Source organism: Brucella sp. NBRC 12950, assembly GCF_030268145.1.
Taxonomy (GTDB): Bacteria; Pseudomonadota; Alphaproteobacteria; order Rhizobiales; family Rhizobiaceae; genus Brucella.
In genome coordinates, this window is record NZ_BSQC01000002.1 from 96,508 (window position 1) to 122,550 (window position 26,043).

Here is a 26,043-nt window from a genome sequence, read left to right on the forward strand (position 1 = left end):
TCCGGTCCTAGTCTTTCACGATAAGCTTGCGTGGTACGTTGGAAAGACATTCGACGCCGGTTTCGGTGATCACGATGCTCTCTGTTATTTCGAGTCCCATCGTCTCAAGCCAAAGACCTGTCATGAAGTGAAATGTCATTCCGGGTTTGAGTTCCGTGCGGTCTCCGGGACGCAAGCTCATCGTGCGCTCACCCCAATCGGGCGGGTACGAGAGCCCGATTGAGTAGCCGGTACGATTGTCCTTAATGATCCCATGTTTTTTCAGTACGGAAAAAAAGCCATTCGCGATATCTTCGCATGTGTTGCCCGGACGTGCCGCTGCAAGGCCTGCTTCCATCCCCTCCAGCGTTGCTTTTTCCGCATCGAGAAAGGCTTGGGTTGGTTTGCCAAGAAAGACGGTGCGCGAGAGCGGACAATGATACCGTTTGTAGCAGCCCGCGATCTCGAAAAAAGTCCCTTCGCCTGTTTTCATAGGCAGATCGTTCCAGGTGAGGTGAGGGGCAGAGGCGTCGGTACCAGACGGCAATAGAGGCACGATTGCGGGATAATCGCCGCCAAAGCCGTCGACGCCGCGTGTTCCGGCATCATATATTTCAGCGACCAGGTCGCATTTGCGCATTCCTGGCTCGACGCTTTCAGCGATACGTTTATGCATCACTTCGACGATGCGGCCCGCCTTTCGCATGTAGTCGAGTTCGGTTGGGCTTTTGATTGCACGCTGCCAGTTCACGAGCCCTTGGGCATCTTTGAACTGCGCGTTCGGCAAATGCTTTTGCAGCGCATGGTGGGCAGCTGCGGTATACCAGTAGTTATCGAATTCGACAGCAAAAGTTTTATTACCCCAACCTTTGTCATCAAGAATGGACGCAAGCAAATCCATTGGATGTCGTTCCAGCGACTGCACATAGTGATCGGGATAGCCGATAATATTGTCATGATCGATCCAAGCGGTACGCTTTGCGCCATTGCCATCCTGCCCCCGGCCATACCAGATCGGTTCCCCCTCCATCGCCAAAACAACACATTGATGGACATAGAAGGACCAGCCATCATATCCTGTCAGCCAATGCATGTTGGATGGATCGCTGACAATGATGACATCAAAGCCCGCTTTTTCCATGGCGCGCCGGGTCTTGGCAATTCGCTGATCATATTCCGTGCGGCTGAAATTGAGTTCCACACTCATCGGCTGGCTCCTGCGGTTTTGCTTGAATCAATCTTCGCACCGTTATCGAAAAGGCTGGCGCGCTTTGTGGCGAGGTGGGCTATCGCGGTGTCCTGCACGCCGGTTCCAGTCAGATCACAAACAGTGATCGCATGGGGCTCACGTTTGGCTGCACTTGAAGCAATGATCACCTGACCGAGTTCTGAAAAATTACCCTCGGCATTGACGATACCGGCTTTTATTGCGTGATGGAGTTCCCCGAGCCTGCTCGTCTGTTTGATGCTATCTGCGACGTAGGTAACTGGACGATCAAAAATGGCAGGGTCAAGTTCGTTCTTGTGCTCAGCATCCGAGCCCATTGCCGTGATATGCTGTCCTGCCTCCAACCAGTCTGCCTTGATGATTGGTGTATCCGAAGGCGTCGCTGTGACGATGATATCGGCGCCGCGGCATGCATCCTTTGCCTCTCGTATGGCTTGGACCGGTATGCCAAGCATATCCCGAAGCTGACGAGCAGCATGTTCAGCTTTGTCATATTCGCGCGCCCAAATGCGGGCTCGAGTTATGGGGCGCACCAGCGCAAGCGCCTGCAACTGAAGTTTCGCCTGCATTCCTGCACCAAAGATAGTTGCGATATGAGCATCGTCGCGTGCAAGGTACTTTGCGGCTACTGCCCCTGCTGCGGCCGTTCTCACATCGGTCAAATACCCGTTGTCCAGCAAAAGCGCTTCGATCAGTCCGGTCTTGGCGGAAAACAGGATCATTAGGCCATTTGTGGAAGGGAGACCAATTGACGGGTTATTGAAAAAGCCGGGGCTAATCTTGATGGCGAAGCTATCGAGATTGGGAATGTAGGCTGTTTTGACATCCACTTCGCCCCTGTGAGCAGGAATATCGAGCCGTAGGATTGGCGGCATACGAACTTCGCCGCCTGCTAGTGCGCGAAACGCATTTTCCACACAAGCAATGGTTTCGAGATCAAGCGAGATGATCTCACGCAGGTCGGCTTCAGTCAGGATTCTCATTTCGACCATCAGCCGACCCTCCGATAGTTGTCAGTCATAATCTTGCGGTGTTGTTCGGGATCGATATTACCTCCAGATAGGATAATGGCAGTTGGACCAGGGGGGGTGGCTTTTCGACCAAGTAAGAACCCGAGACCGACCGCTGCCGCTCCCTCGATGATTTGATCCTCCTGCTGTGCAGCATGTCTGACGCCTGCAGCAATCTCTGCTTCATCAAGAAGGATAATTTCGTCCAGCAACGCTTTGCACATGGAAAAAGTCCAGCGGTTATCGAGGCCTATGCCCCCACCAAGTGAATCTGCGAGAGTATCTTGTTCTTCGACACTTACCGGTTTGCCGGCTTTAAGGCTTGCAGCCATCGCAGCTCCTCTTTGCATTGATATGCCGATGATGCGGGTCTGAGGGCGCTTAGCCTTGACTGCAGCGGCTACGCCCGCCGCCAGCCCGCCGCCAGACAGCGGAACAAGAACAGTTCCTACATCTGGAAGATCTTCTATAATCTCAAGCCCGATTGTGCCTTGACCTGCGATCACGCGTGGATCATCAAAGGGTGGCACTGCATTCATGCCCTTCTCCGACACAAGGCGCGTGACCTCCTCCATGGCGTCATCCTGCGATTTGCCAACAATGCGGATCTCTCCTCCCAGCTCACGGATCGCTTCAACCTTGTTGCGTGGAACAAGGGCGGAGAGGCATATTGTGGCCGTCAGACCGAGAGTCGATGCGGCATATGCCAGCGCGCGCCCGTGATTGCCGGTCGATGCTGTAACAAGGCCTTTCTGTCGCTCAGAAGGGGACATACTGCGAACGGCATTGGTTGCACCACGCAATTTGAAACTGCCAGTCAGTTGCCTGTTTTCAAGTTTTAGATAGACGGGCACACGTGATTGCTTACTGAGGCTCTCGGAAAAAGCGAGTGGCGTACGTTCGATATGGCTTTTTAGCCGATCGCGCGCTTCTTCAATTTCCCCAAGACCAATAATATCGGGCACGTTATCTGCCTCACTGCGTTGGACAAATGGAGAAACGATGCATCGTTCATCTGGCTTGCGTTAAACGAACTGCAACGCGGCGCAATTGCGCGCGCTTTGCGAAACCTTAAGGCCGCATTGCCGTTCCCCATATGTGTGATTTTATTATTGAGTTAAGATTGGAAGACCGAATAGATCATGTCAATACTTATATTGGATCATTACAATATTGGCGTGTGATGGCTTTTGACAACTTATTCTTGAATGGTGTGGACTACCGTGCCAATGAACAGGGACAGACGCGCACTCAAATTGGATCGGTCAAATGAAATCCGCCCTCAAGCTCGATGCTGTTGATCTTCGTATTCTTGAAGCGGTGCAGGCGAATGCGCGTATCACCAAGATGGCGCTTGCAGAAAAAGTTGGACTTTCGCCCACACCGTGCTGGCTGCGGCTGCGCAAGTTAGAAGAAGCCGGTATTGTAACAGGCTATCACGCCCGCATTGCTTTTCGGAAAATTGCTCCCGTCGCACAGGTCATGGTGCAAATTACGCTTGGTAATCATCGCCAGGCCGATTTTGATCGTTTTGAGCGCGCGATAACAGCAGTTCCTGAGATTGTCTCGTGCTGGTCTGTGGGTGGTGGCGTTGATTACTTCCTGATGATTATGGTTCACGACATTGACGCTTATCAGCGCTTGATCGATCGGCTTCTTGATCAGAATATTGGTATTGAGCGCTATTACACTTACATTGTTACGAAATTGGTGAAAGACGACCGAATGGGAACGCCTTTATCTATCGTTTCAAGCGAGGCGGAATAGACCAAAGGTTCTGTATGCCCCTGAAGTTTAGACCAACACTGCTGGTGCGCGCTGCGCCTTTGGTCCAAATGGCGCGTCAACCTATGCGATGTTTCTTCCAGAAGTGGGAGAAGCGAAATGAATGTCGTTCTGGATGACCCGAAAAAACATGACAGTCTCAGCAGGCTTGGGGACAAACATCTCTTTCGCGAGCTTGGTTATGTCAACGGACGTTGGGTTGCTGGCGACAAGGCGGAAAGCTTCGCAGTGTCTGATCCTGCCACAGGAAAGCAGCTTGCACGGGTGGCGAGTTTAAGTGAAGCTCAAGTATTTGTTGCAGTAGAGGCAGCTCAAAAAGCCTTTCCAAACTGGCGCAACAAGCTGCCACAGGAACGGGCGGCGATCTTGCGTCAGTGGTATGAGCTCGTTTTGGCACACCGCGAAGACCTTGCTTTGCTTATGACGCTAGAACAAGGAAAGCCTTTGGATGAATCGCGTGGTGAGATCGACTATGGAGCTGCGTTTATTGAATGGTTTGCTGAAGAAGGCAAACGGTTGAATGGTGAGACCATCGCGAGCCATTTATCGCATGCGGAAATGCTGGTGCGCCGTGAAGCATTGGGTGTCGTGGGACTGATAACACCTTGGAATTTTCCTAACGCGATGATTGCCCGCAAAGCTGCAGCAGCCATTGCGGCTGGTTGTGCTGTTATCGTGCATCCCTCGTCCGAAACACCATTATCGGCGCTGGCATTAGCCGAGCTTGCAGAACGAGCAGGGATGCCTGCCGGAGTTTTTAATGTGGTGACTGGCAAGGCAGCGCCAATTGTGGATGCAATGTGCCGCGATCAACGTGTGAAGGCTATAAGCTTCACCGGATCTACGGAAATAGGCAAATTGATTGCCGCGAAGTGCGCCTCGAGCGTCAAGCGCTTGGTTATGGAGCTCGGAGGCCACGCACCCTTGATCATTTTCGATGATGCTGATGTTAGCCGCGCGGTCGATGTGGCTATGGCTGCAAAGTTTGCGACCTCAGGACAAGATTGTTTGGCGGCAAACCGTATTTTCGTTCAGCGCGCTATTCTTCCGGCTTTCAGTCAAGCGTTCGCAGAGCGGATAAGCAAACTTAAAATTGGAAACGGTCTTGATGCGGATATCGAAATCGGACCGATGATGCATAGCCGCGCAATCGATAAGATTGAAGAGCATGTTCGCGACGCTGTGAAGCGTGGCGCAAGGATTGAAGTGGGAGGTAAACGCATTGGTGAGCACACTCTTTTCTTTGAACCGACACTGCTCAGCAATGTACCCGATGAAGCTGCGATCATGGGTGAAGAAACATTTGGCCCAGTCGCAGCGATTTCTGCATTTGATGACGAAGACGAGGTGATCTTACGCGCAAATGCGACACAGTACGGTTTGGTCGCCTATGTAGTGACAGCCAATGGTGCGCGACAGCTGCGGATGGGACGCGCGTTGGAATTTGGAATGGTCGCGATCAACCGCGCAAAAATTACCGGAGCGCCGATACCGTTTGGTGGTTGGAAGCAATCCGGGTTGGGCCGTGAAGGTTCTCATCAGGGCATAGAAGCATTCACCGAGCTCAAATATCTTTGCATCGATACCGCTGCGTGAAAGCGTTGCGACAAGGAAGGAAATACACCCATGTTGAATACCAGCAATGAACTCACCGCTTGGGATCGCGATCACTTTTTTCATCCCTCTACGCATATGGGGATGCATGCACGTGGGGAAACGCCGACGCGCGTATTGAAGGGTGGCGAGGGCGTTTACATTGAGGATATCAGCGGCCGCAAGAGTCTGGATGCCTTTGCTGGTCTTTACTGCGTCAATGTTGGTTATGGTCGTACGGAAATCGCGGATGCGATTGCAGAACAGGCGCGAAATCTTGCCTATTATCATGCATATGTCGGACATGGCACTGAGGTTTCGATCGCGCTGGCTAAGATGATCATCGACCGAGCTCCTCAACATATGAGCCGCGTTTACTTCGGTCTCTCAGGCTCAGACGCCAATGAGACAAACATAAAGCTCATCTGGTATTACAACAATATCCTTGGTCGTCCGGAAAAGAAGAAGATCATTTCGCGTTGGCGCGGCTATCACGGTTCGGGCGTGATGACAGGAAGCATGACCGGTCTTGCTACTTTTCATAATGCATTTGATCTGCCGCGTGCCCCGGTTCTGCACACCGAGTCGCCATATTATTTTCGCCGCGCAGACCGCTCAATGAGTGAAGAACAATTCTCGCAATATTGTGCCGACAAGCTTGAAGAGATGATCCTTTCTGAAGGTGCTGATACCATTGCAGCTTTCATCGGTGAGCCAGTGTTGGGAACCGGCGGTATCGTGCCGCCGCCAACCGGATACTGGCAGAAGATACAAGCGGTTTTGGACCGTTATGATATCATGCTCGTTGCTGATGAAGTGGTCACAGGTTTTGGCCGTCTTGGCAGCATGTTCGGATCTGAACACTATGGTATGAAACCGGACCTGATCACAATCGCCAAAGGTCTCACCTCCGCTTATGCCCCTCTATCGGGCTCGATTGTTTCCGAGCGTATGTGGCAAGTGCTCGTTCAAGGATCGGACCAGATGGGGCCAATTGGTCATGGTTGGACCTACTCTGCGCATCCAATTTGTTCTGCCGCAGGCGTTGCCAATCTAAAATTGATTGATGAGCTCGATCTTGTTGAAAATGCGGGCTCGACGGGCAGATATCTCCGTGAAGCGCTGGAAGACGCAATTGGCGGACACCGGCATGTAGGGGATGTTCGTGGTGAAGGTTTGATGGCGGCAATTGAGTTTGTCGATGATCGAGACGATCGGAAATTCTTCGATCCGTCTTTAAAAATTGGGGCACAGGTTTCAGCCGCACTCCTCGCCAATGGCGTGCTCGCCCGTGCAATGCCTGAAGGTGACATTCTGGGCTTTGCACCACCATTATGTCTCACGCGGGAAGAGGCTGACAAAATAGTCGATGCGACCATAAAGGCGATCACAACTGTTTTTGCGTAATATCGGCATAAAATATATCAGGGCGTCGACTTGGATGTCGACGTCATTGCTTCCAGAGGGGTTTTACTCGGTTCTGGTCGGGAAACGCTCGAGGATTGCGCTTTGAGCCATGCGCAAAGAGATCATCGCTCTCAACGAAATCGATGCTGCCCACGCAAGATCAGCATTTCAGATACCAAGTCTTTCGCGCAAGGGTTTGCGATAAATGCGAGACACCGGCCATGATTGCTGGATGGAGCGCATTTTGATCAACCATTTGTCCGGCCTGCTCCGATCGACGTGGGAAACGTGAAGTGCGTTGACGAAAGCTGTCCGATGAACACGAAAGAAATGGCTTTCCGGTAAAATGCTCAACCAAATGCCGAGCGGGCGTGCATCGAGCAGCATTGAACCATCATTGAGCCAAATCTCGCTATAATTGCCAGCAGAACGGACGCCGACGATAGTTTCAGGCTCTACTCCGCGTACAACGCCGCGCTTTCGCAAATAGACCAACGGCTCTGATTCTTCTGCGGGAAGCTTTTCAAACTGGTTATCCATTGTGCCATATTTTGCCTGAGCAATCAGGTTGGCGCATTGAAACATTGCTTTGATTTCGCCGCCGGACCATTGATGACATGCGCGTGTCGTGTCAAATCCGATGATGCCCCGCAATCGACTCTGATAGAAAATCGGAATGCTCAATATGCTCTTGTTACCCTGACGCGTGAACTCAACCTGAATCGCGCGAGCCACACGCGGCAGACCCTGGACGTTGTTGACGGCTACCGCCTTTCCAGCGACCAGATGCCGATGCAGCCATCCAATAAGAGTTGTGGGGGCCTCCTGCAATTCCTCCAGAAATGATGTCGTGTTCCCTCGACACCATTCATGTGTATTGCGGAATCGAAGCAGGTCCTGCCCATATTCTATCATCCAAGCCCGGTCCGCATTGGAGGCATTGCCGACAAATTCCAAGTATTCTGAAATTGCTGCATTAACGGGATGTCTGAGCAGACTCATAGCGCAGAAATATGACCAATCCAAGGATGGTTCATCCGCACAATCGCGTTCAGAAAATACTTGATAGGCTTCAACGATGCGGTCCAACCTCGTCTCCGACGCTTTTCTGAATTGGCCCTAGGTTGGGCCAGAAGCAGAGCACTTAAGCGAAACGAGTCCGCCCTAAAAGTCTGGGCATTTTAACCGGCACTGATCCGGATGCACTACAATTTATTGAATGATCCAACGGATTTGCGTGTGCCTTTATATTTCGACGCTCTGTATAGGCTTAACGCTTCTCCTGAACCTCGACGCAACTGTGAATTCTTGCACATTGCTCCTTGCGATTGTAAATATAAGCGTAATAATATAACATACCATTGCTTTTGCGGGAGAAAATGTTGTTGTGAGCTATCCCCTTCGGAGCAAACCGCATTTGTGAATGCTGTTTCACTCGAAAAGGCGGCAGACATCAAGGTTGATTGCAAGCCATTCAACATTGTTGCGGTTGGGGGATCCGGGAAGATCCATGACGGCGACGAAGGCCACAAGCATGATGGTCACAAACACACAGAACATAAAGACGACTGATAATATTAATTGTCTCCATCTGTCGTGAACTTGGCCCGGCCTGTGATGGCCGGGCTTTTAATAGTTGATTGTAACGATCACGGTGTCTGTGTAAGTGCCGGAAGTCGGTGTGGTTTGAGGAGCGACGCGACCATAGACGGTCACACTTTCTGTAGCGCCTGTTCCTGTACGGGCAACAATCTGGTTTGCCGCACTACCCCAAGGTACTGTGCGAGCGCTGTTGGAATATAGGCCGTAAATCACTGCGTTTGAACCGAGAGTCATGCGCCGTTGGGTCGGTGGGGCGTTGCTTAGTCCGCCGCTCAAAGCGACACTGTATGGCAGTCCCGATGTACAGTTAATGGTTAGCGTGCCAGTGGCATCCACATTGGTAGTCAAATTGCTTCGGGAACCAAAATTGATCGCAGTCGCTGCGACTGTACAGGAACGATTAATGACGGCTTGCACGCTGAAGGTCGGTTGGATGGTGTTTTCTACGACTGCAGCGCAGTCGGGTGCTCCAAGCAGATAGCGAACATAGTTAACTCGCGCTTGACCAGCGCCAAAAGTTGATAGGTAAGTTCCGGCAAGCTTCGATGCCTGCGCTCCCAAAACACGACCATAGATCGTTCTGGTCGCTGTGCCTGAGCCCAAAATAGGGGCAATCACGTCAATTGGCTCCACAGTTCCCAAAGTTGTATTTGTGGAAGAGCCCCAGGGCTGCGTGCGATTTGCATCGTGGTAAAACTGATAAGACAACGTGTTGGCACCGCTTACCATCAGCCTAGTGCTCCCAGAGCTTCCACCGCTGCCGGCTTCAAGATTGGGGCATAAGCGCATCAGAAGTGCGAGATTGAGTGAACTCGAGCAGGTGACACTCAGTGTAGCAGTGGTATCCACGGCACCCCCTGCCTGAAGATTGACGGTGCCAAAATTCATGTTGGTGATGCTGGCTGTGCAGGTTTGCGCGAGCACAACGCTGATGCCTGTGAGGCTCAGGAATATCACGACAACGATCGTCAGAAAAAGTTTTTTCATTGGTCTTTCCGGCAGACGGCATCAGGAATTGTTGTGCGACTATTCGCACTGGCGGGAGCATTGAAAGTAACGGTGCAATTTTCACCGTTTGATTGTTGTATGGTGAGTGTATTGGAGCTGGCGGCATTTTCGATGTAAACTTGTCCCTCGTAACCGACGATTGCGTCGCCAACGCCGTTGAGCTTCACCGAAGCGCCTGTTTCAACATATTCGCCTGCTTCGTCACGAATGGTCACAAGGACCGGATTGTTCTGGGCGGAAACGTTGAAATCAACGACAGCCCCGCTACGGTCGCTCGGCCGGACGATCTGGCGGGTTGTTTCCACGCTGGCATCGAGTGGCAGGTTCGAAGGATCGATAGAGATGGCGTTGGCTTCATAGGAGCGAAGGTCGGTAACAAGGAACTTTCCGCGCTTGTCGGTCTTTCCAATGGGACGATTTTCGTAAAAGACCTCGACATCTGGCGCGCCAACATCAACAACGCTGAAGGCATCATCTACGCGATTAGACAAGAAAACACCGCCACCGGCTGCTATAATCGAGCCTTCAAACTGTGCATTGCCACGGATGTTGTCATTGAACTTTTCAACGCCTGCTTCAGCGCGCCCTATGGAACTCCGATAGCTTCCACTGGCTGCAACAATGTCGTTCTGACCGTAAGAACCGCGTACGCGCCAACCGCTGCTTCCGACAACTGGCTGCTCAGACTTCATCAGTTCGGCTGTGAAGCTGGTGCCCTTATCGTCAGAGGATATACCGCTCGACGCGGTGATGTTACCATCCAGCATCCACGAAAGACCGGCAAAAACGCCAAAGGAACCTTTGCGTTCAAGATCGGTGAAGGCTGAGAGGAACGCGTTCCCATTCTGTCCGATCCCCTTTGTAGCAGTCATGCTGAGGATACGTGATCTGTCGAAGTCTGCTGTTTCAAGCTGTGCATAGGAAAAATTGAGGTTCAGGTTTTCAAACTGGGGCGGCAGAGATATTGACGCTTGGTCAAGTGAGCGTGGAGGTCTTGCACTATAGATGGTTGAAGGAAGTCCGTATTTTGCGACATCGGCAGTAACGGACGCAATATCGTTGTAATCGCCAAAGGTCCGCTGTGTTCTGCCGAAAAACTTGATGCCCCAAAGTTCAGCCTCAAGGCTGGCCGCGACCTGATATCCTCGCTCTCCACCGAACTGGCTTGCCGACGCTGCAATGGAGCCAATGCCGAAAGTGCCGATATTGAAGACGCTACCAGCGCCGCCGTTATAAAAATTTTCGGCACCTTCGACATGGGCTTCAAGGGTGAGTTGATTGGTTAGTCCATAGCGCAGTGTCGCCGAACCAATAGGCCTTTCATCATAATTATTTGACTCCACTCCATAATAGCGCCGCGCAAATCCTATCTCGGCTGAGAAATCTGCCAGTCCTTTTGATAGAAGATCGGATGATGCGTAGAATGGCGTTTCGGAGACTGTTTCGCGACCCAACGCGTCACGAACAACCAACCGCGCTGTCCCTGATCCTGTTACAATCGGTAAATTGGTGATTGAGAATGGACCCGAGGGCACCGAGCGCGAGGCGCGTTGGGCATTGTCGACGTAGATATCGACGGTGGAGGGAACGGCGGCGGATCCTGAAAGCTCAGGCAGGGGCATTGTTACCAGATCTGGGCGGAGGTTGAAGTTGCGGCGGATTTGTATGCCGCCCAGACGTGTGGGACGGGTCCAAGAAAGGCCGCCAGAGATGATGTCGCCCGCATTATATGTCATCAGGTGATCTGGATCGGAATAGGACCAGCGCGTATCGAGCCGCGTGGTCCCGAATTTGTCGGCGTCGGACGAACTTAGAATTTGCGAGGAAGTGACAACGCCATACCGTCCAAATATTCGACCTTCGAGCAGGCTCGAAACGCCTTGGAATGACGTGAGGTCGTCCCATTTCGGGCCACCGGTCGAGCCATAAACGGTGTAGTTGACCAAACCTCCCATGTTGCTGGTGATGACGGGCTTTTCCTCCTCCTGCGTGAGCGGTATGTCGTCGGCCTGTGCATCGATGACGCGCGCCGCGCGGCTTGCTTCCGTAGCATTAAAATTTACGGTTTGTTTTTCTTCGTCGTAAATTGCCACTACGCCCGGTAGCCGACCTATATCGACCCAGCCATCTTCCGTGGTTGCTTCCTTTGCAGGTTTTATGCCAACATTTTTCAGTTGCTCTGGCTCGATCAAGAGGAGCCCGTCGGGTGTTTGACGAAAGGACGCAATCAACTCAGTAGAGGAGCCATTCACGAAGACTTCAAGTTGCAGCTCGAAAAATTCGATGTCGGAGTGTTTGAGTTCCGCCAACGGGGGTGGCAAATCTTGAGCCGCAGCCTTCGGAAAGTCCGAGAAAATTGACAGACAAGCAATCGTCAAGACAGCGAGGTCAACCGCCCCTGTTGTTCGCTTGGACATTTATGTGGCCAGCTTCGCTTTGTGCTGAGATCATCAGCGAGCCACCACCTCGACTACCTCCGGTTCCGCGAATAAACCAGGAAGCGCTAGAATTCCCAAGGACATATCCGACGAGCCCTTTTTGCTGTGCGACCGAGGCGCCACCTTTTCTTTTTACTGCGAGATCAGAAATGCGCATCCTTTTGTCGCCGGTATTGCGTGCAGTGACCTGATAGCCGCCAGATTTTGGCTGCGCGCTCCATGCAACTTCAGCACCTGCATTTTCCGCCGGAGAGAAGAAGACTGGAATGGAATGCCGGACTACAAAGGTGACGGTACCAGATTTCTTTCTGGCAGAACTTGGTAGTTCGTCAACAATCAGTCGGTAGCTCTCTTCAGCTTTTACCGGGCGTTTGGACGTACGCACCACCCGGACCATATTCTCTGCGCCAGGCTTTAGCTGCGAAATTGGTGGGCTTACTGCGACATCGGTGGCTGGGGTGTAGGTGTCAACGCCGTTGTTCTGGCTCCATTTAAAAATCCTGACCTGCACGCTGATTGGGCGTTTCGCATCATTTGATATACGAACGCTTGAGGCTGCGGTTGGCGCGCTAAGATCGACAAGCACTGGAGAGACCCGCAACGAGACACTTTGCGAAAGTGCAGGAGTTACGTGCAGACCGGCAAATAATGCCGCCGCTAACACTAGACTACGCATGATATTCTTCCTTTATGCTCAGTACGAGATGGTTGCCGTCACCGTATCGGTATAGGCACCCGGTGCAGGGGTGTTCTGAGGAGGGACGCGGCCATAGACAGTAAATTGTTGCGGCGCGCCGGTACCCGTTCCCGCAAGGGTATTGGTCCCCACTGTTGTCCCCCACACTGTGTCTCTCGCAGCTGTCTGATAAAGAGAGTAAGTGACTGTTGCGCCACCTGTGCCTGTCATGAGGCGATTGGTAACTGTCGCGCCAGAGCCTCCACTACCAGCACTCAGCGCAAGGTTAAAAGGGGTGGTATTGGTGCATTGAACCGTGAGAAGGCTGGTCGCGTCGGTGTTGGTTGTGAGCACCCCGTGAGAGCCAAAATCCATATTGGTTGCTGAGTTGATCTGGCAGGCGCCAGCAATTGTTATCTGAACCGTGAATTGCGCAGAAGGGGTCTGAGCAAAAACGGCTGGCGGAGAAAAAGCAACAACCGCCAGAGAAGCAAAGAGCGGACTAAACTTGAAACACATATTCCCTCCTGTATGCCGAAATCAAGCTGATATCAGCCATCCTTCGATGTTGTTCGCATTACAAGTATATGTATATATTTCAATTCAATGATTTCGGAGTCTATGGGTATTCGAAATTCATATCAATGTTCATTTGATAAAAAACTTCGAAATATTTATATACCGAACATTCTGGTGAATAATGGTGCAGTTTTCGTTAAATTTGCTGCTCATTGTATATTTTGCTAGGACCATAATGTCGAAAAAAGACAATAAAAGTTAGTATTATACTATAAACTAGCAGCAGATTTAACTTTGATGGTCGGTTCTCTATGCGCTGTGTTGAAAACGAGGGCGGTGTGATTCTGGTCGCTGAACGCAGCCGGGAGTGCTGGTGTCATCTGTATGTCACGCAGGCGGAATAAAAGCGCGCAAACCATTCAGATTGCACGCTTATGTCACATGAAACTGAAATCCACACGGATGTTGCTGTAGAGGCAGAGGGCCTAGGTCTCGCTTATGGCAGCAACACGATCCTCAAGAACATTGATCTGTCGCTCGCGAAAGGTCAGACGCTTGCACTTTTGGGCCCATCGGGCTGCGGAAAGACCACACTTCTTCGCCTTATTGCTGGATTGCTTCACCCGACCAGAGGGTCTGTCACGATCAATGGTGAAACCGTGGCTGATGCCAAAAGCAGCCGGTTTTCACCGCCTGAAAAGCGTCGCCTTGGTATGGTGTTTCAGGATTACGCACTCTGGCCGCATATGTCTGTTTATGGAAATGTCTCATTTCCGCTCGAAATGCGTGGAGTTGGACGTGTCGAGCGCGAGACTCGCGTGACAGCTGCACTGGATCGCGTTGGTCTTGCTGGCTTTGGAGATCGCTCGATCAGCGAAATGTCGGGTGGTCAGCAACAGCGCGTGGCGATTGCACGTGCAATTGTTGCTGAGCCCAGCATCGTGCTTTTCGACGAGCCGCTTTCTAATCTTGATCGCGAATTACGTGAAAACATGGTCAGTGAAATTGGCCAGCTAGTTACCAATCTCGGTCTCACCGCCATTTATGTGACGCATGATCAGAGCGAGGCTTTCTCGTTGGCGCATCAGGTTGCGATCATGAGGGCAGGTATTATCGAACAACTGGCGGCACCAGAAATGCTTGTTGCGCAGCCGACCACTCCAGCGGTTGCCGATTTCCTCCGGCTTGGCTGTGTGATGCCGGTTGAACGCGATGATGAGGGCTATCGCATAGCGCAGACGCAAATCCACCTGGCGCACCATTCTGCCCCCACAATGGCGACGCATGTGTTGTTGCCGTCACGCTCAGTTCGCAGCGTTGAAATGAGTAACGGATCCATTCCTGCCACCGTTCTGCGCACGCAATTCCGCGGTGATGGACACCTCACAACAGTTCGCATCGGTTCGCAGCACGAGGGACATGAGCTGACCTATCTCGATAGCGCGCGTCATTCGCCAGGTGTTCCGTTGGGCATTGCAATCGATGCGGAACAGCTCCGCTGGTTTTCCTAATAACTCTTTCATCTCAGACACATCTCAGGAGAGATCAATGAAGAAGTCCTTTTTCAGTGCGGGCATGGCATTTGCCGCTGCTTTAATCACAAGTACGGCAGCTTTTGCTGATATCACTGTTTATTCGGCAGGCCCCGGCAAGCTGATTGAAGGCTTGGCGGCTGGTTTCACTGCAAAGACGGGCACAAAGGTCAATGTCTTTCAGGCGACGACCGGGAAGGTCATGGCTCGTATTGAGGCTGAGGCTGCCAATCCAGTTGTCGACGTGCTGATTTCGGCATCTTGGGATACAGCGACCGATTTTGCCAAGCGCGATTGGCTTGTGGCTTACACCAGCCCCAATGCTGAAAAAGTTCCTGATTTTCTGAAGAATGAAACCGCTGTTGCGCAGGGTGTTTCCGCGCTCGGAATCGCATGGAATCCGAACAGCAAGACACCTAAACCGACCGAATGGGCTGATCTTGCCAAACCAGAATACAAGGACCTTGTGAACTTGCCAGATCCGTCGCAGTCGGGTGCTACTTTTGAGCTCATAGCTGCGCTGCAAGCGGAGCAGGGCTGGGATCTGTTCAAGCATCTGCATAAAAACGGTGCAATTGCTGGGGGTGCCAACGCTGAAGCGCTGAACCCCGTGCTTCAGGGCGCAAAAGCTGCAGTTTTTGGCGCCGTCGATTACATTTCGCTTGCAGGAAAGGCCAAGGGCGAAGCGATTGAAGTGGTCTTCCCGACATCGGGAACTGTGATTGCACCACGCCCGGCCATGATCCTTAACTGGTCGAAAAATCAGGACGAAGCAAAGCGGTTCATCGATTACATGCTTTCTGATGAAGGCCAGAAGCTGGTTGCTGACACCTACTTGATGCCAGCACGTTCTGACGTTGCTGCAAACCGTCCTCTCATCAGCGATTTGAAAATTCTCAAGATTGATGCAGAAGCCGTATACGGCAAGCGCGATGAAACGTTGAAGGAATTCAACGCAATCTTTGGCGCTAAGAAATAATGAATTGGCGGCTCTCGTCCCATGTGGAGGAGAGCCGCTTTTGCTTTTTAAGAATGCTGTCCTTTCCCAGACAGCCGGAATACCGCGAGGCAATTATGAGTGCTAAGACCGCTACCGCTGCAAATCCGCTTGGGCTTGTGGCCGTCATTGGCCTTGCCATTGTCGTTGCTGTTCCGTTTATTTTCATCGTTTTACAGGCAATTTTTCCGCAGATCGGGCAGGGTGTGCTAAGCATGCCTTTTGTGCATTTGCCGGCATTGTTTGAAGATCCGAAGCTCCTGCGTATGACCGCCAATACCATTTTACTGGGAATCAGCGTCGTCGTGCTTTCGGCTATTATTGCAGTGCCGCTTGCTGTTTTTCGGGCGCTCTATAGGGTGCCGTTCGCGCTGGTATGGGATGTGCTGATGCTCGTGCCGTTCATGATCCCGCCTTATATTGCGACGCTTGGCTGGATCATGACTTTGCAGCCGCGCGGCTATCTCGAGCAGCTCTCAGGCTTCAATCTTGCATCATTTCTGTTTTCACTTGCCGGCATGACATTCGTGATGGCGCTCAACACGTTTCCTTTGGTCTATTTTGCCGTGTCCCGTACAATTGAAGCTGTCGGCGCGCGCTACTCCGATGTGGGTCGGGTGTTTGGTGCCTCGCCGTGGCGTTCGTTTTTGCGAATTACGTTGCCGCTGGCGACGCCCGGACTTGCGGCGAGCTTGCTGCTCGTGTTCGCTTCGGCGATCGAGGAATATGGCACGCCTGCTGCTCTTGGTAGCCGTTCGGGCTTCGACGTTCTGGTGACGGAGATTGACCTGCGCATATCCGACTGGCCGATTGATCTTTCGGGCGCGGCTGTATTTTCGCTGGCTCTAGTAATGTTGTCACTTGCAGCTTTCATGCTCCAGCGTTGGATTTTAACGCGTCGTTCGTATGTGACAACCAGTGGTAAACCGCAGAACAAGGACAAGCGCGATCTCGGAGCGCTCAAGGTTCCGGTAATAATTTTGTTTGGCGTTGTGGCTTTTGCGGCAACCGGCGTGCCGCTGCTTGCGATTCTTGCAACCGCGATGTCGAAGACCATTTCTGGCGGGCTAACGATGTCCAATCTGGGCTTTGATAACTTTGCAGACATCGCAGATAACAGTGCGGGCGCGATGCGGGCTTTGTTCAATAGTCTTTCATTGGGTTTGGCAAGTGCGCTTGTTACGGGGTTGCTCGGTGCTATTGCAGCCTATGCTGTAGTGAAAATGCGGTTCCGTGGACGTTTCTGGCTTGATGTCCTAACGGTGCTGCCGAACTCGCTTCCTGGTGTCGTGGTGGCTGTCGGCCTTATCCTTGCTTGGAACCAGCCATCGCTTATCATCTCGCCTTACAACACGCCGCTCATTCTTTTGCTTGCTTATTGCTGCATCCTGTTGCCGCAGCCAATCCGCTATGCAACAGCCGCGTTTCATCAGATTGGTGACAATCTTGAAGCTGCTGCACGTGTCTGTGGAGCTGGCAGTTTTACGACTTTCCGCCGCATTATGCTGCCGCTGGTCGCACCAAGCCTGATTACTGCTATGCTGCTGGTCTTTGCGGTGGCAACGCGCGAACTGGTCGCCTCCATTCTGGTAGCACCTGTCGGTATGCAGACAATCTCCATCTTTATCTGGCGCCAGTTTGAACAGGGATCCATTGGACTGGGCATGGCAATGGCGTTTATTGCGATTGTGTTGACGACACTACTGCCGCTCTTGCTTATGGGCCTATTGAAACGAACTGGATTGGTAAAGCTCTGACTCGGTTCTCGTTTAAATGGAATTGTCAGGACTGCATTGGATCCGGGATTCTCGTTATCCAACCTTAAACCGCTTCGGCGTTTTGTCGAAAATGCTGCAACTGTCGACAAATTGCGTACAGATATTTATCCTTTCAGCATGTCAAAGAGTCTATGGCGGGCTAAAAGGAATAAGCAATGTCTCTCACCACCACCCAACATCCACGCATTTCCAATGATGAGCGGCTGGAACGAATTAATGTTTTGCGTCGCCGTCTCAGCGAAAACAACATTGCAGCCTTGCTGCTTGGGTCGACGGAAAGCCTGCTTTACTATACCGGCCTTGCCTGGCATTCGAGCGAGCGCCTGCTTGGCGCAATCATTACGCAAAGCGAGCTTGTCTATATTGTGCCCGGTTTTGAGCAGAGTCGTGTGGAAAGCCTTCCGCATCTGGCGGGCGAAATGCGCATCTGGCAGGAAGAACAAAACAGTGCGGCCCTTGTCGCTTCTGTGCTGAAAGCCGGGGAAACGCTCGCCATTGACGATGCTGTCCCGCTTTTTGTCTATAATGCATTGCGCGCACAACTTGGGGCAGATCGTCTTGTTGACGCTGGCCCGATCATTCGCCAACAGCGAATTGTCAAATCTCAAACCGAAATAGACATCATCAAATATGCCATGGAGCTGACGCTGGAAGTACAACGCCGCGCGCATCAGTTCATTCGTCCGGGCATTGCGGCCTCCGATGTGGTACGCTTTATCGACGAGCAGCATCGTGAACTGACCGGTGCTGGAGGCTCAACCTTCTGCATCGTCTCTTTTGGTGTAGCAACCTCTTTGCCACACGGTGCGGATGGCGAGCAGTTCTATGAGAATGGTGATGTCATTCTCGTGGATACGGGTTGTCGCATCGACGGCTATCATTCCGATCTGACCCGCACCTATGCGCTGGATGAGCCGTCTGCTGATTTTGAGCGTGTCTGGTCGATTGAACGGCAGGCGCAGCAGGCCGTTTTTGATGCTGCAAAGATTGGTGCAGTATGTTCCAGCCTTGATGATGCTGCCCGCGCGGTGCTGGTAGAGCATGGGTTAGGTCCAGATTATCAGCTCCCTGGCCTTCCGCATCGCGCGGGGCACGGTCTGGGACTGGAAATTCATGAAGCGCCATATATTGTCCGCGACAATCGGTTGCTGCTTCAACCGGGCATGTGCTTCTCAAATGAGCCGATGATTGTCGTGCCGGGACAGTTTGGCGTTCGTTTGGAAGATCATATTTACATGAGTGCTGACGGCGCGCAGTGGTTTACAAAGCCCGCCAAGGGACCGACCGAGCCATTTGCCTGATATATACACTAGGAGTTTTTGATGAAGGAAAGCGATGATAACGCCATTCCTGAACGCAAGCGTGGTTCAGGCGGGAAAATGGTCTATGACTTGCTGCGAGATGAAATCCTCGACTTGGTGCTGCCTCCCGGCAGCCCGATCGATGAGGTCCAGCTTGCAGAGCGGTTCAAAATGTCACGTACGCCAATTCGTGAGGCTTTGCTGAGACTGGCAGGCGAGGGGCTCATCGACACGCTGCCAAATCGCTCGACTATGGTGTCGAATATCGATTTTCTTAACATGCATACCTATTTCGACGCTCTGACTTTGATGTATCGTGTCACGACCCAGCTTGCGGCCAAGAACCACCGGCAGGAAGACATGGACATCATCGCATTGCATCAGGCCGAGTTCACCAAGGCCGTGAATGCTCAGGATGCGCTATTGATGATTGCAACTAACGCAGCGCTTCATCTTGCCATCTCAGAAGCGGGGCGTAATCCATATTTTACAAGCCTCTTTAAGCGCTTGCTGGATGAAGGGCGACGCATTCTGAGGCTCTACTATCAATCCTATGATGATCAATTGCCTCGCCGTTTTGTGGAGGAGCATGAAGAAATGATTGCGGCAATTGCTGCACGGGACATGAAGTTGGCCGAACAGCTGGCCCATGAACATGCCGAGCAGATCGTGCGACAGGTGCAAAAACTGGTGATGCGCGATGACCGGCTGGAAATAAATCTGTAACGCAACATAATTTATGTCGACAAATAAAATACAGACTGATATATCAGTTGCGGAAGCCGGTAGACGGCATTGCGTCGCCGCGCTTCGATCGGCCTGGTTTTGTTTGCTGCATTTCCTGCTCCATGTCGCTTCGCGAAGGACGGAAATGCTCTGAGAGGAGTTTTAGATGGCTGCCAATATCTTTTCCGGCGTGATTCCGGCTCTGATGACGCCTTGCAAGGATGATCGCTCACCAGATTATGATGCGCTGGTGCGCAAGGGTAAGGAACTGATTGCAGCTGGTATGTCGGCTGTTGTTTATTGTGGTTCAATGGGCGACTGGCCCCTCCTTACCGACGAACAGCGCATGGAAGGCGTCGCTCGCCTGACTGCTGCTGGTATTCCTGTTATTGTTGGAACGGGGGCTGTGAACACGTCAGTTGCTGCAGCTCATGCTGCGCATGCACAGAAGGTTGGCGCCAAGGGTCTTATGGTCATCCCGCGCGTTCTGTCGCGTGGCTCGGTGATTGCAGCGCAGAAGGCACATTTCAAAGCCATTTTGTCGGCTGCACCTGATCTGCCAGCAGTTATCTATAACAGCCCTTATTACGGGTTTGCTACTCGTGCGGATCTGTTCTTCGCACTGCGTGCAGAGCATCCAAATCTCGTTGGCTTCAAGGAATTCGGTGGCCTTGCCGACATGCGTTATGCAGCCGAAAACATCACCAGCCGCGATGATGACGTCACGCTCATGATCGGTGTTGATACGGCCGTGTTCCACGGTTTCGTCAATTGCGGGGCAACCGGCGCAATCACCGGCATCGGCAATGTTCTGCCGAAGGAAGTGATCCAGCTTTGCAAGCTGTCGCAGGCTGCAGCTTTGGGTGATGCGGATGCACGCCAGCGTGCGCTTGAACTTGAACAGGCGCTTGCTGTGCTTTCATCCTTCGATGAAGGCCCGGATCTGGTGCTTTATTTCAAGCATATGATGGTGTTGAAGGGCGACAAGGAATACACGCTGCACTTCAACGAAACAGATGCTCTTTCCGATAGCCAGCGCGGTTATGTGGAAGCACAGTTCAAGCTGTTTAACAGCTGGTATGCGGAGTGGAGTAAGCTTCCTGGAGCGGTTCAGAAATACGCGGCTTGAATCTTGCTGTCGACAAAAAAGGCCCTCCGTCTGGAGGGCCTTTTGTTTAGTTTTTAACTAGCCTGGTTGCTGTTCCTGCTGCTCCGGGAACAGAAATCAGTTTGATCAACTGATTTCTGTTAGAAGTCGACCTTCAGGATTAAGAAATAGCTTCCAACCCCTTCTCCAACAACAGATCGAGCTGATCGATCTCTGATTTGGTGAGCTTTACGCCTTCGGCGTCTGATTCCGCGCGTGCCTTAAAGCGGCGTTGCGAAGGCAGGCGTGCGCCTTGTCCTACAATGGCTTCGAAGAACGCCTCCGCACGGATAAATGGATCTCCGGGACGACCCTTGGCAAAGGCTTCCGGTGAGAATGCAATGATGAGTTCGCCATGCACCGGCGACAATGTGGTGGTGCCAAGGAAATCGAGAACTTCGGGGCTGGTCAGATCGCCGATCATGATGGCCGCAAGCAGTTCAACCATCGTGCTGATAGCGGAGCCCTTATGGCCGCCAAACGGTAGCATGGCACCGGCAAGTGCAGTTTCAGGATCGGTGGTTGGGTTACCCTCTGCATCCAGCGCCCAACCTTCGGGCAATAGTTTGCCGGCGCGACGGTGGAGTTCGATTTCGCCACGCGCCGCAACAGATGTCGCAAAATCAAAGACATAAGGCGATGTTTCCTTCCGTGGCCAGCCGAATGCGAAAGGATTGGTGCCGAGCAACGGCTTGTTACCGCCGGTGGGGGCAACGGTTGCATAACTGGGGCACATGACAAGTGCAGCAAGACCTTCGTTTGTCAGCGCTTCGACTTCCGGCCAGAGTGCGGAAAAATGCGTGCAATCGTTGATGACAAGTGCTGCAATACCGTTTTTGCGTGCGCGCTCAGCAAGCAGTGGCAGGCCCAATTCGAAAGCAGGATTTGCAAAGCCGTAGTTCGCATTGACGCGCACGATGCTCGATGCTTCGTCCTTCACTATTTCAGGAATTGCGTCTGGTTTTACCTTCCCGGCCTTGACTGTGCGCAGCGCACCCTCGATACGGTATATGCCGTGAGATTTGCAGTGATCGCGTTCACCCGCAACAATCACACGAGCGACGGCCTGAGCCTGTATAGCGTTCAATCCTGCTTTACGAAAAATCGCTTCTACGCGTTCGTGAAGTGTGGGAATGCTCAGGATGGTGGTCTCGCTCATCATGCGTCTTTCATGGCTGCGCCTGGCGGGAGGCCCCTACAGGCAATTGATATTTGCGCACACACTGTATACAAACATTCGGGGTATACAATCGTTAGGCAAGTGCAATTTAGATGGAGCCGGATACTGGCTTAATTGTACTTCGATTTCTACAGGAGGATGAACGAATGGCATTTACGCCCAAAGGAAAACACCTTGTTGCTGGCGAATGGCTCGATGGAGCCGGCACTTTTCAATCTTCACCAGCAAGTGGGCCTGCGCATTCGTTTGCAGTCGGTACAGTCGATCTGGTGAACAGGGCGTGCGAAGCAGCCGAAGACGCTTTCTGGTCCTATGGCTATTCGACTCGCGCTGAGCGCGCCGCGTTCCTGCGTGCAATTGCCGATGAAATTGAAGCACGCATTGCTGATATCGTCATTATCGGCTCGCAGGAGACCGGCTTGCCGGAAGCGCGTCTACAGGGTGAAACCGGCCGCACCACAGGCCAACTGCGTCTGTTTGCTGACCACATCGAAAAGGGCGACTATCTTGATCGCCGTTTTGATGCAGCGCTGCCTGATCGCCAGCCTGCACCGCGCCCAGAGATCCGCCTGGTTCAGCGTCCGATTGGACCTGTTGCGGTTTTTGGTGCATCGAACTTCCCGATGGCGTTTTCGACTGCCGGTGGCGACACCGCAGCAGCCCTCGCAGCCGGTTGTCCTGTAGTTGTTAAGGGCCATTCTGCACATCCTGGAACGGGTGAAATTGTGGCTGAGGCTGTTGCAGCCGCTATTGACAAGACGGGCATTCACCCCGGTGTCTTCTCGCTCATTCAAGGCGGTCGCCGCGATGTAGGTCATGCGTTGGTTCAAAATCCAAACATCAAGGCTGTTGGCTTTACCGGCTCGCTGGCCGGCGGACGCGCACTGTTCGACCTTTGCGCAGCGCGCCCTGAGCCAATTCCATTCTTCGGTGAGCTTGGTTCGGTCAACCCGATGTTCCTGCTGCCAGAAGCCATGAAAGCGCGTGCAGAAACGCTTGGACAGGGCTGGGCCGGTTCGCTGACCATGGGCGCAGGCCAGTTCTGCACCAATCCCGGCATCGCCGTGGTTCTGGATGGTGCTGACGCTGATCGCTTTACATCAGCAGCCGTTGAAGGTCTCAAGAAGGTCGCTCCTCAGACTATGCTAACTGATGGTATTGCGCAGGCATATCATGAGGGTAAAGAGCGCTTTGATACGCGCAACGCGGTCAAGCCGCTTTATGAAACTGAGTCGTCCGGCCGTCAGGTTTCGCCGAACCTGTTTGAAACGACGGGTGAACGCTTCTTGTCGGATCATTCTCTGGGCGAAGAAGTATTTGGCCCTCTGGGGCTGGTCATCCGGGTCGGTTCGGTTGCTGAAATGGAAACGCTCGCACGCGGCTTCGAAGGTCAATTGACGACGACCATTCACATGGATGATGGCGATATTTCATCTGCCCAGCGGCTCCTGCCAGTTCTGGAGCGCAAGGCAGGCCGGGTTCTCGTTAACGGCTTTCCGACCGGTGTTGAAGTGGTCGATTCCATGGTACACGGTGGACCATACCCGGCCTCGACCAACTTTGGCGCAACTAGCGTTGGTACAATGTCGATCCGTCGCTTCCTGCGTCCAGTTTCCTATCAGAATTTTCCGAAGGAACTACTGCCAGACGATTTTGAGTAGTCACTTTCATCAATAAAAAAGGCCCCTCCAAAGGAGGGGCCTTTTTTGCTTCCGAACGTGCTTCCGATTTCTGGAGAGCGCACGATAAACCATTTTTTAGCGATGCCTAGTCGTAGAGTGCGGCGGCCAGTTTTCGGATTGCCTCTGCAGTGCGCGGTCCAAATCCGAGCATATATGGCCCTTCCAACACCACAAGAGACTGGTTTTTCGCGGCCGGGGTTTGCTGCAACGCTTTATGGGAGAAAACGTCTTGGCGGGATGGACCGCCGTTTCCGTCGGAAAGCATCAACACGACGTCCGGCTCGGCCTTGACGAGCCATTCTTCCGAGACTGGTTTATAACCGGAATAGACCGACAGCGGATTGATCCCGCCTGCATATCGAATGAAAGCGTCGGCGGCCGTGTCGCTACCCGCACCGCTCAGTCGCGCCAGGCCATGAAAGAAGACGACTTTCTTTTGTTTCTCCTGCGATAGCTCGCTTGCGTAAGCTGTGGCGGCGTCGAAGTCGTCGATGACTTTCTGGGTCAGAGTCTCACACTGCTTCTCAAGGTTGAGGCGTTTCGCAATAAGCTCGATTTTCTTAATCAAGCCTGAACGACTGTTATCGACTGGAATATAGAGGATCTCGACAGCTGATTGGTTAAGCACATCTGTCGTTTCCGGCGGACCAATGTCTTCGGATGCAATGATGAGATCGGTGTTGAGGGTCAAGATGCCTTCTGGCGACAAGCTGCGACGATAGCCAACATTTGTTTTATCAGCTGCTTCGCTCGGATATTTGCTGCTCCGATCAACGGCTATAATTTTGTCTCCTGCACCCAGCGCAAAAATGATCTCGGTTACGTCGGGGCCGAGTGAAACGATCCGTGTGGCTTCTTTGACTTGTGCAACAGCAGTTGGTTGTTGAAAAGCGCTAAAGGCTATTAAGGTGAGTAGAAATTTTATGGTGCCGGAGGGCACACGAATGGAAAAACACACGATGATTTCACCCGATTGATACAAAGATTTTGTTCAATCAAACCTATTTAAGATGAGTAAAAGTCCACTGAGTTGGTCAAATGAACGGCTCTGAGAAACGCGCAACACAACAGCGTTTGGATTGCTATAATAATCAAGTTAAATGAGGGGTCATGACGCGCTGCTAGAGTGCTTTACGTTTCACCCAATCGATGCTTTAGATTTGCGCCGAGAATACTTTTTCACCAGACGGAAGCTTTGCTTATGCGATCTTCTTCCAGAAGAGTCGACCAAGGCCGATAACGCTCGCGCGTAATCAAGCACGAGACCGGGCGTCCAGGCCATCGATTCCGCACGTTTGCGCATCAACCCTGCCGCCCACAATTCAGGGAATACAATTGCCTGCAAAGCTCTGAAAACGGGCCATCTATATTCGCGATAAACACCCTCAAGAGCTGCATCAAGCGCGTCTGCAACTGCGCTGGAGCAATTTCTGTTCGTGAGGTTATATGTGTCGTTGGCGCGATAGTGTTTCCAAAAAGTGCGAAGTCGAGCTGCATCAATGTTTTTAATTTCAACCTGGACCGTCGAGGGGCACCATTCGCCCGACTCAACCGCATAGCTGGGGAGAAAGCGACCGGGTACGTTATTGTCTGCAGTGGCCCGTAAAGTACGGGTGAATTCGTCGGGGTTGCGGTCAATCTCGGCGGCTGGATAGTGGCTGATATATAGATCAGGCGACATTTCCAAGGCAGCATGGCCGGTAGAAATTACACCGCTGCTATCGACAGCGGCGATATATCGGTTGATTGCTCGCTGTCGTAAAGACGTCATTGCGGTGCCGGTTGGCGTCCAGACGTGAACGGTAAGTTGCTTACGATTTCGCGCATTGCGCTTGCGATAGAGCTGAGCTGCACGCTGATTAAACGGATTTCTGCTCAATATGCTGGTAAGAGACGCGCCATCCTCTAGACGCTTGATCCGGAATGCAATGTTCAACAGCCCAATTCCGGTTAAGACCAGCACTGCTCCGACATTGGTGCCAACCGTGCCTTCATACCATGTCGGCCAGGGTTGAAGCGTGGCGATTGCCAGTAATACTTCGACGATACCGCCGATAAGGCCAACTTTCCAGCGTGGATAACGAACGACCCAAGCACTGCCAATTCGCACAATTCCGTCTATGAGAAAGCAAAGCCCGAACAACACGGCGAGCGCGAAATTACTCGCAGGAGTGGAGCTGATGATCAATACGCTAACACCGAGCAGGGCTACGCCCTGCACAATACGCATTCGGCGCGCAGTGCCGTAACTGGCGAAGGCTGCAAACAGGCACAGTGCGGCTTCGGGCAACAGAAAATAGCCAAAAAGCCGTGCAGAAATAACTGTTTTGCCGTCGAGTGCATCGATGATGATCAGTGCTCCGCCGATGATCCAAAGGATCGAGATCGCAAGCAATGTCCTCCAATGCCGTTGTATAATCTCCCGACCAAGCAGAAGAAACAGTATCCGTATCAC

Annotated in this window: 22 protein-coding genes; 11 read left to right on the plus strand and 11 right to left on the minus strand. The window is 52.4% G+C overall.

Going from position 1 to position 26,043, the window contains the following annotated elements; genetic code table 11:
• Positions 1-7: 7 nt before the first annotated feature.
• Genes doeA through eutB form a run of 3 tightly spaced genes read right to left on the minus strand, consistent with a single transcriptional unit; the run spans position 8 to position 3,173 of the window.
• Positions 8-1,186 carry an ectoine hydrolase DoeA gene (gene doeA, locus QSJ70_RS03475; RefSeq protein WP_215777286.1) on the minus strand — a complete coding sequence of 393 codons (1,179 nt, stop codon included), beginning with the start codon at positions 1,184-1,186 and terminating at the stop codon, positions 8-10.
• Entirely contained in the window at positions 1,183-2,199 is a 1,017-nt protein-coding gene (locus QSJ70_RS03480; protein ID WP_285534812.1) for a cyclodeaminase, read from the minus strand. Before QSJ70_RS03480 ends, doeA begins: the two co-directional genes overlap by 4 nt.
• A complete protein-coding gene (gene eutB, locus QSJ70_RS03485; protein ID WP_215779061.1) occupies positions 2,199-3,173 on the minus strand; it encodes a hydroxyectoine utilization dehydratase EutB in 975 nt (324 codons plus the stop codon). The genes QSJ70_RS03480 and eutB overlap by 1 nt, the downstream gene beginning before the upstream one ends.
• A 313-nt stretch (positions 3,174-3,486) precedes the next feature.
• Here eutB and QSJ70_RS03490 point away from each other — a divergent pair, with 313 nt between their 5' ends.
• The 3 genes from QSJ70_RS03490 to QSJ70_RS03500 all read left to right on the plus strand — a co-directional run bounded on the left by QSJ70_RS03490 (position 3,487) and on the right by QSJ70_RS03500 (position 7,002).
• A complete protein-coding gene (locus QSJ70_RS03490; RefSeq protein WP_215777282.1) occupies positions 3,487-3,984 on the plus strand; it encodes an Lrp/AsnC family transcriptional regulator in 498 nt (165 codons plus the stop codon).
• A 117-nt stretch (positions 3,985-4,101) separates the two neighbouring features.
• Entirely contained in the window at positions 4,102-5,598 is a 1,497-nt protein-coding gene (locus QSJ70_RS03495; RefSeq protein ID WP_285534815.1) for an NAD-dependent succinate-semialdehyde dehydrogenase, read from the plus strand.
• A 30-nt stretch (positions 5,599-5,628) separates the two neighbouring features.
• Entirely contained in the window at positions 5,629-7,002 is a 1,374-nt protein-coding gene (locus tag QSJ70_RS03500; RefSeq protein ID WP_285534816.1) for an aspartate aminotransferase family protein, read from the plus strand.
• A gap of 168 nt (positions 7,003-7,170) precedes the next feature.
• Here QSJ70_RS03500 and QSJ70_RS03505 read toward each other — a convergent pair whose 3' ends face one another.
• Positions 7,171-8,091 carry a GAF domain-containing DNA-binding protein gene (locus tag QSJ70_RS03505; protein WP_215777278.1) on the minus strand — a complete coding sequence of 307 codons (921 nt, stop codon included), beginning with the start codon at positions 8,089-8,091 and terminating at the stop codon, positions 7,171-7,173.
• A gap of 330 nt (positions 8,092-8,421) precedes the next feature.
• Here QSJ70_RS03505 and QSJ70_RS03510 point away from each other — a divergent pair, with 330 nt between their 5' ends.
• Positions 8,422-8,574 (plus strand): hypothetical protein, encoded by a 153-nt coding sequence (locus QSJ70_RS03510; protein ID WP_285534817.1) that lies wholly within the window; start codon positions 8,422-8,424, stop codon positions 8,572-8,574.
• 57 nt (positions 8,575-8,631) lie between these two features.
• Here QSJ70_RS03510 and QSJ70_RS03515 read toward each other — a convergent pair whose 3' ends face one another.
• Genes QSJ70_RS03515 through QSJ70_RS03530 form a run of 4 tightly spaced genes read right to left on the minus strand, consistent with a single transcriptional unit; the run spans position 8,632 to position 13,245 of the window.
• On the minus strand, positions 8,632-9,591 hold the full coding sequence (locus tag QSJ70_RS03515) for a Csu type fimbrial protein (RefSeq protein WP_215777275.1): 960 nt from the start codon (positions 9,589-9,591) through the stop codon (positions 8,632-8,634).
• A complete protein-coding gene (locus QSJ70_RS03520; protein WP_285534818.1) occupies positions 9,588-12,029 on the minus strand; it encodes a fimbria/pilus outer membrane usher protein in 2,442 nt (813 codons plus the stop codon). The genes QSJ70_RS03515 and QSJ70_RS03520 overlap by 4 nt, the downstream gene beginning before the upstream one ends.
• A complete protein-coding gene (locus QSJ70_RS03525; RefSeq protein ID WP_285534819.1) occupies positions 12,001-12,726 on the minus strand; it encodes a fimbrial biogenesis chaperone in 726 nt (241 codons plus the stop codon). Before QSJ70_RS03525 ends, QSJ70_RS03520 begins: the two co-directional genes overlap by 29 nt.
• Before the next feature lie 18 nt (positions 12,727-12,744).
• A complete protein-coding gene (locus QSJ70_RS03530) occupies positions 12,745-13,245 on the minus strand; it encodes a Csu type fimbrial protein (protein WP_285534820.1) in 501 nt (166 codons plus the stop codon).
• 434 nt (positions 13,246-13,679) lie between these two features.
• On the opposite strand from QSJ70_RS03530, the gene QSJ70_RS03535 reads away from it, so the two are divergent.
• The 6 genes from QSJ70_RS03535 (at position 13,680) to QSJ70_RS03560 (ending at position 20,708) form a co-directional block, all read left to right on the plus strand.
• Entirely contained in the window at positions 13,680-14,756 is a 1,077-nt protein-coding gene (locus QSJ70_RS03535; protein WP_285534822.1) for an ABC transporter ATP-binding protein, read from the plus strand.
• Between the two features lie 37 nt (positions 14,757-14,793).
• Positions 14,794-15,756, plus strand: a complete 963-nt coding sequence (locus QSJ70_RS03540; protein WP_215777267.1) for an ABC transporter substrate-binding protein — start codon at positions 14,794-14,796, stop codon at positions 15,754-15,756.
• Positions 15,757-15,851: 95 nt separating this feature from the next.
• Positions 15,852-17,531 (plus strand): ABC transporter permease, encoded by a 1,680-nt coding sequence (locus QSJ70_RS03545; protein WP_285534823.1) that lies wholly within the window; start codon positions 15,852-15,854, stop codon positions 17,529-17,531.
• A 176-nt stretch (positions 17,532-17,707) separates the two neighbouring features.
• Positions 17,708-18,853, plus strand: coding sequence for a M24 family metallopeptidase (locus tag QSJ70_RS03550; RefSeq protein ID WP_285534824.1), 1,146 nt, complete (start codon positions 17,708-17,710; stop codon positions 18,851-18,853).
• A 21-nt stretch (positions 18,854-18,874) separates the two neighbouring features.
• Entirely contained in the window at positions 18,875-19,579 is a 705-nt protein-coding gene (locus tag QSJ70_RS03555) for a GntR family transcriptional regulator (protein WP_215777262.1), read from the plus strand.
• Positions 19,580-19,745: 166 nt separating this feature from the next.
• Entirely contained in the window at positions 19,746-20,708 is a 963-nt protein-coding gene (locus QSJ70_RS03560) for a dihydrodipicolinate synthase family protein (RefSeq protein WP_215777260.1), read from the plus strand.
• A gap of 139 nt (positions 20,709-20,847) precedes the next feature.
• On the opposite strand, the gene QSJ70_RS03565 is transcribed toward QSJ70_RS03560, so the two are convergent.
• Positions 20,848-21,885, minus strand: a complete 1,038-nt coding sequence (locus QSJ70_RS03565; protein WP_285535093.1) for an Ldh family oxidoreductase — start codon at positions 21,883-21,885, stop codon at positions 20,848-20,850.
• 167 nt (positions 21,886-22,052) lie between these two features.
• Here QSJ70_RS03565 and QSJ70_RS03570 point away from each other — a divergent pair, with 167 nt between their 5' ends.
• Positions 22,053-23,567 carry an aldehyde dehydrogenase (NADP(+)) gene (locus QSJ70_RS03570; RefSeq protein ID WP_285534825.1) on the plus strand — a complete coding sequence of 505 codons (1,515 nt, stop codon included), beginning with the start codon at positions 22,053-22,055 and terminating at the stop codon, positions 23,565-23,567.
• 106 nt (positions 23,568-23,673) lie between these two features.
• Here QSJ70_RS03570 and QSJ70_RS03575 read toward each other — a convergent pair whose 3' ends face one another.
• Both QSJ70_RS03575 and QSJ70_RS03580 read right to left on the minus strand, forming a co-directional pair.
• Positions 23,674-24,546 carry a heme/hemin ABC transporter substrate-binding protein gene (locus QSJ70_RS03575; RefSeq protein WP_285534826.1) on the minus strand — a complete coding sequence of 291 codons (873 nt, stop codon included), beginning with the start codon at positions 24,544-24,546 and terminating at the stop codon, positions 23,674-23,676.
• Positions 24,547-24,726: 180 nt separating this feature from the next.
• Positions 24,727-26,043: an HdeD family acid-resistance protein gene (locus QSJ70_RS03580; RefSeq protein WP_285534827.1), complete on the minus strand. Its 1,317-nt coding sequence runs from the start codon at positions 26,041-26,043 to the stop codon at positions 24,727-24,729.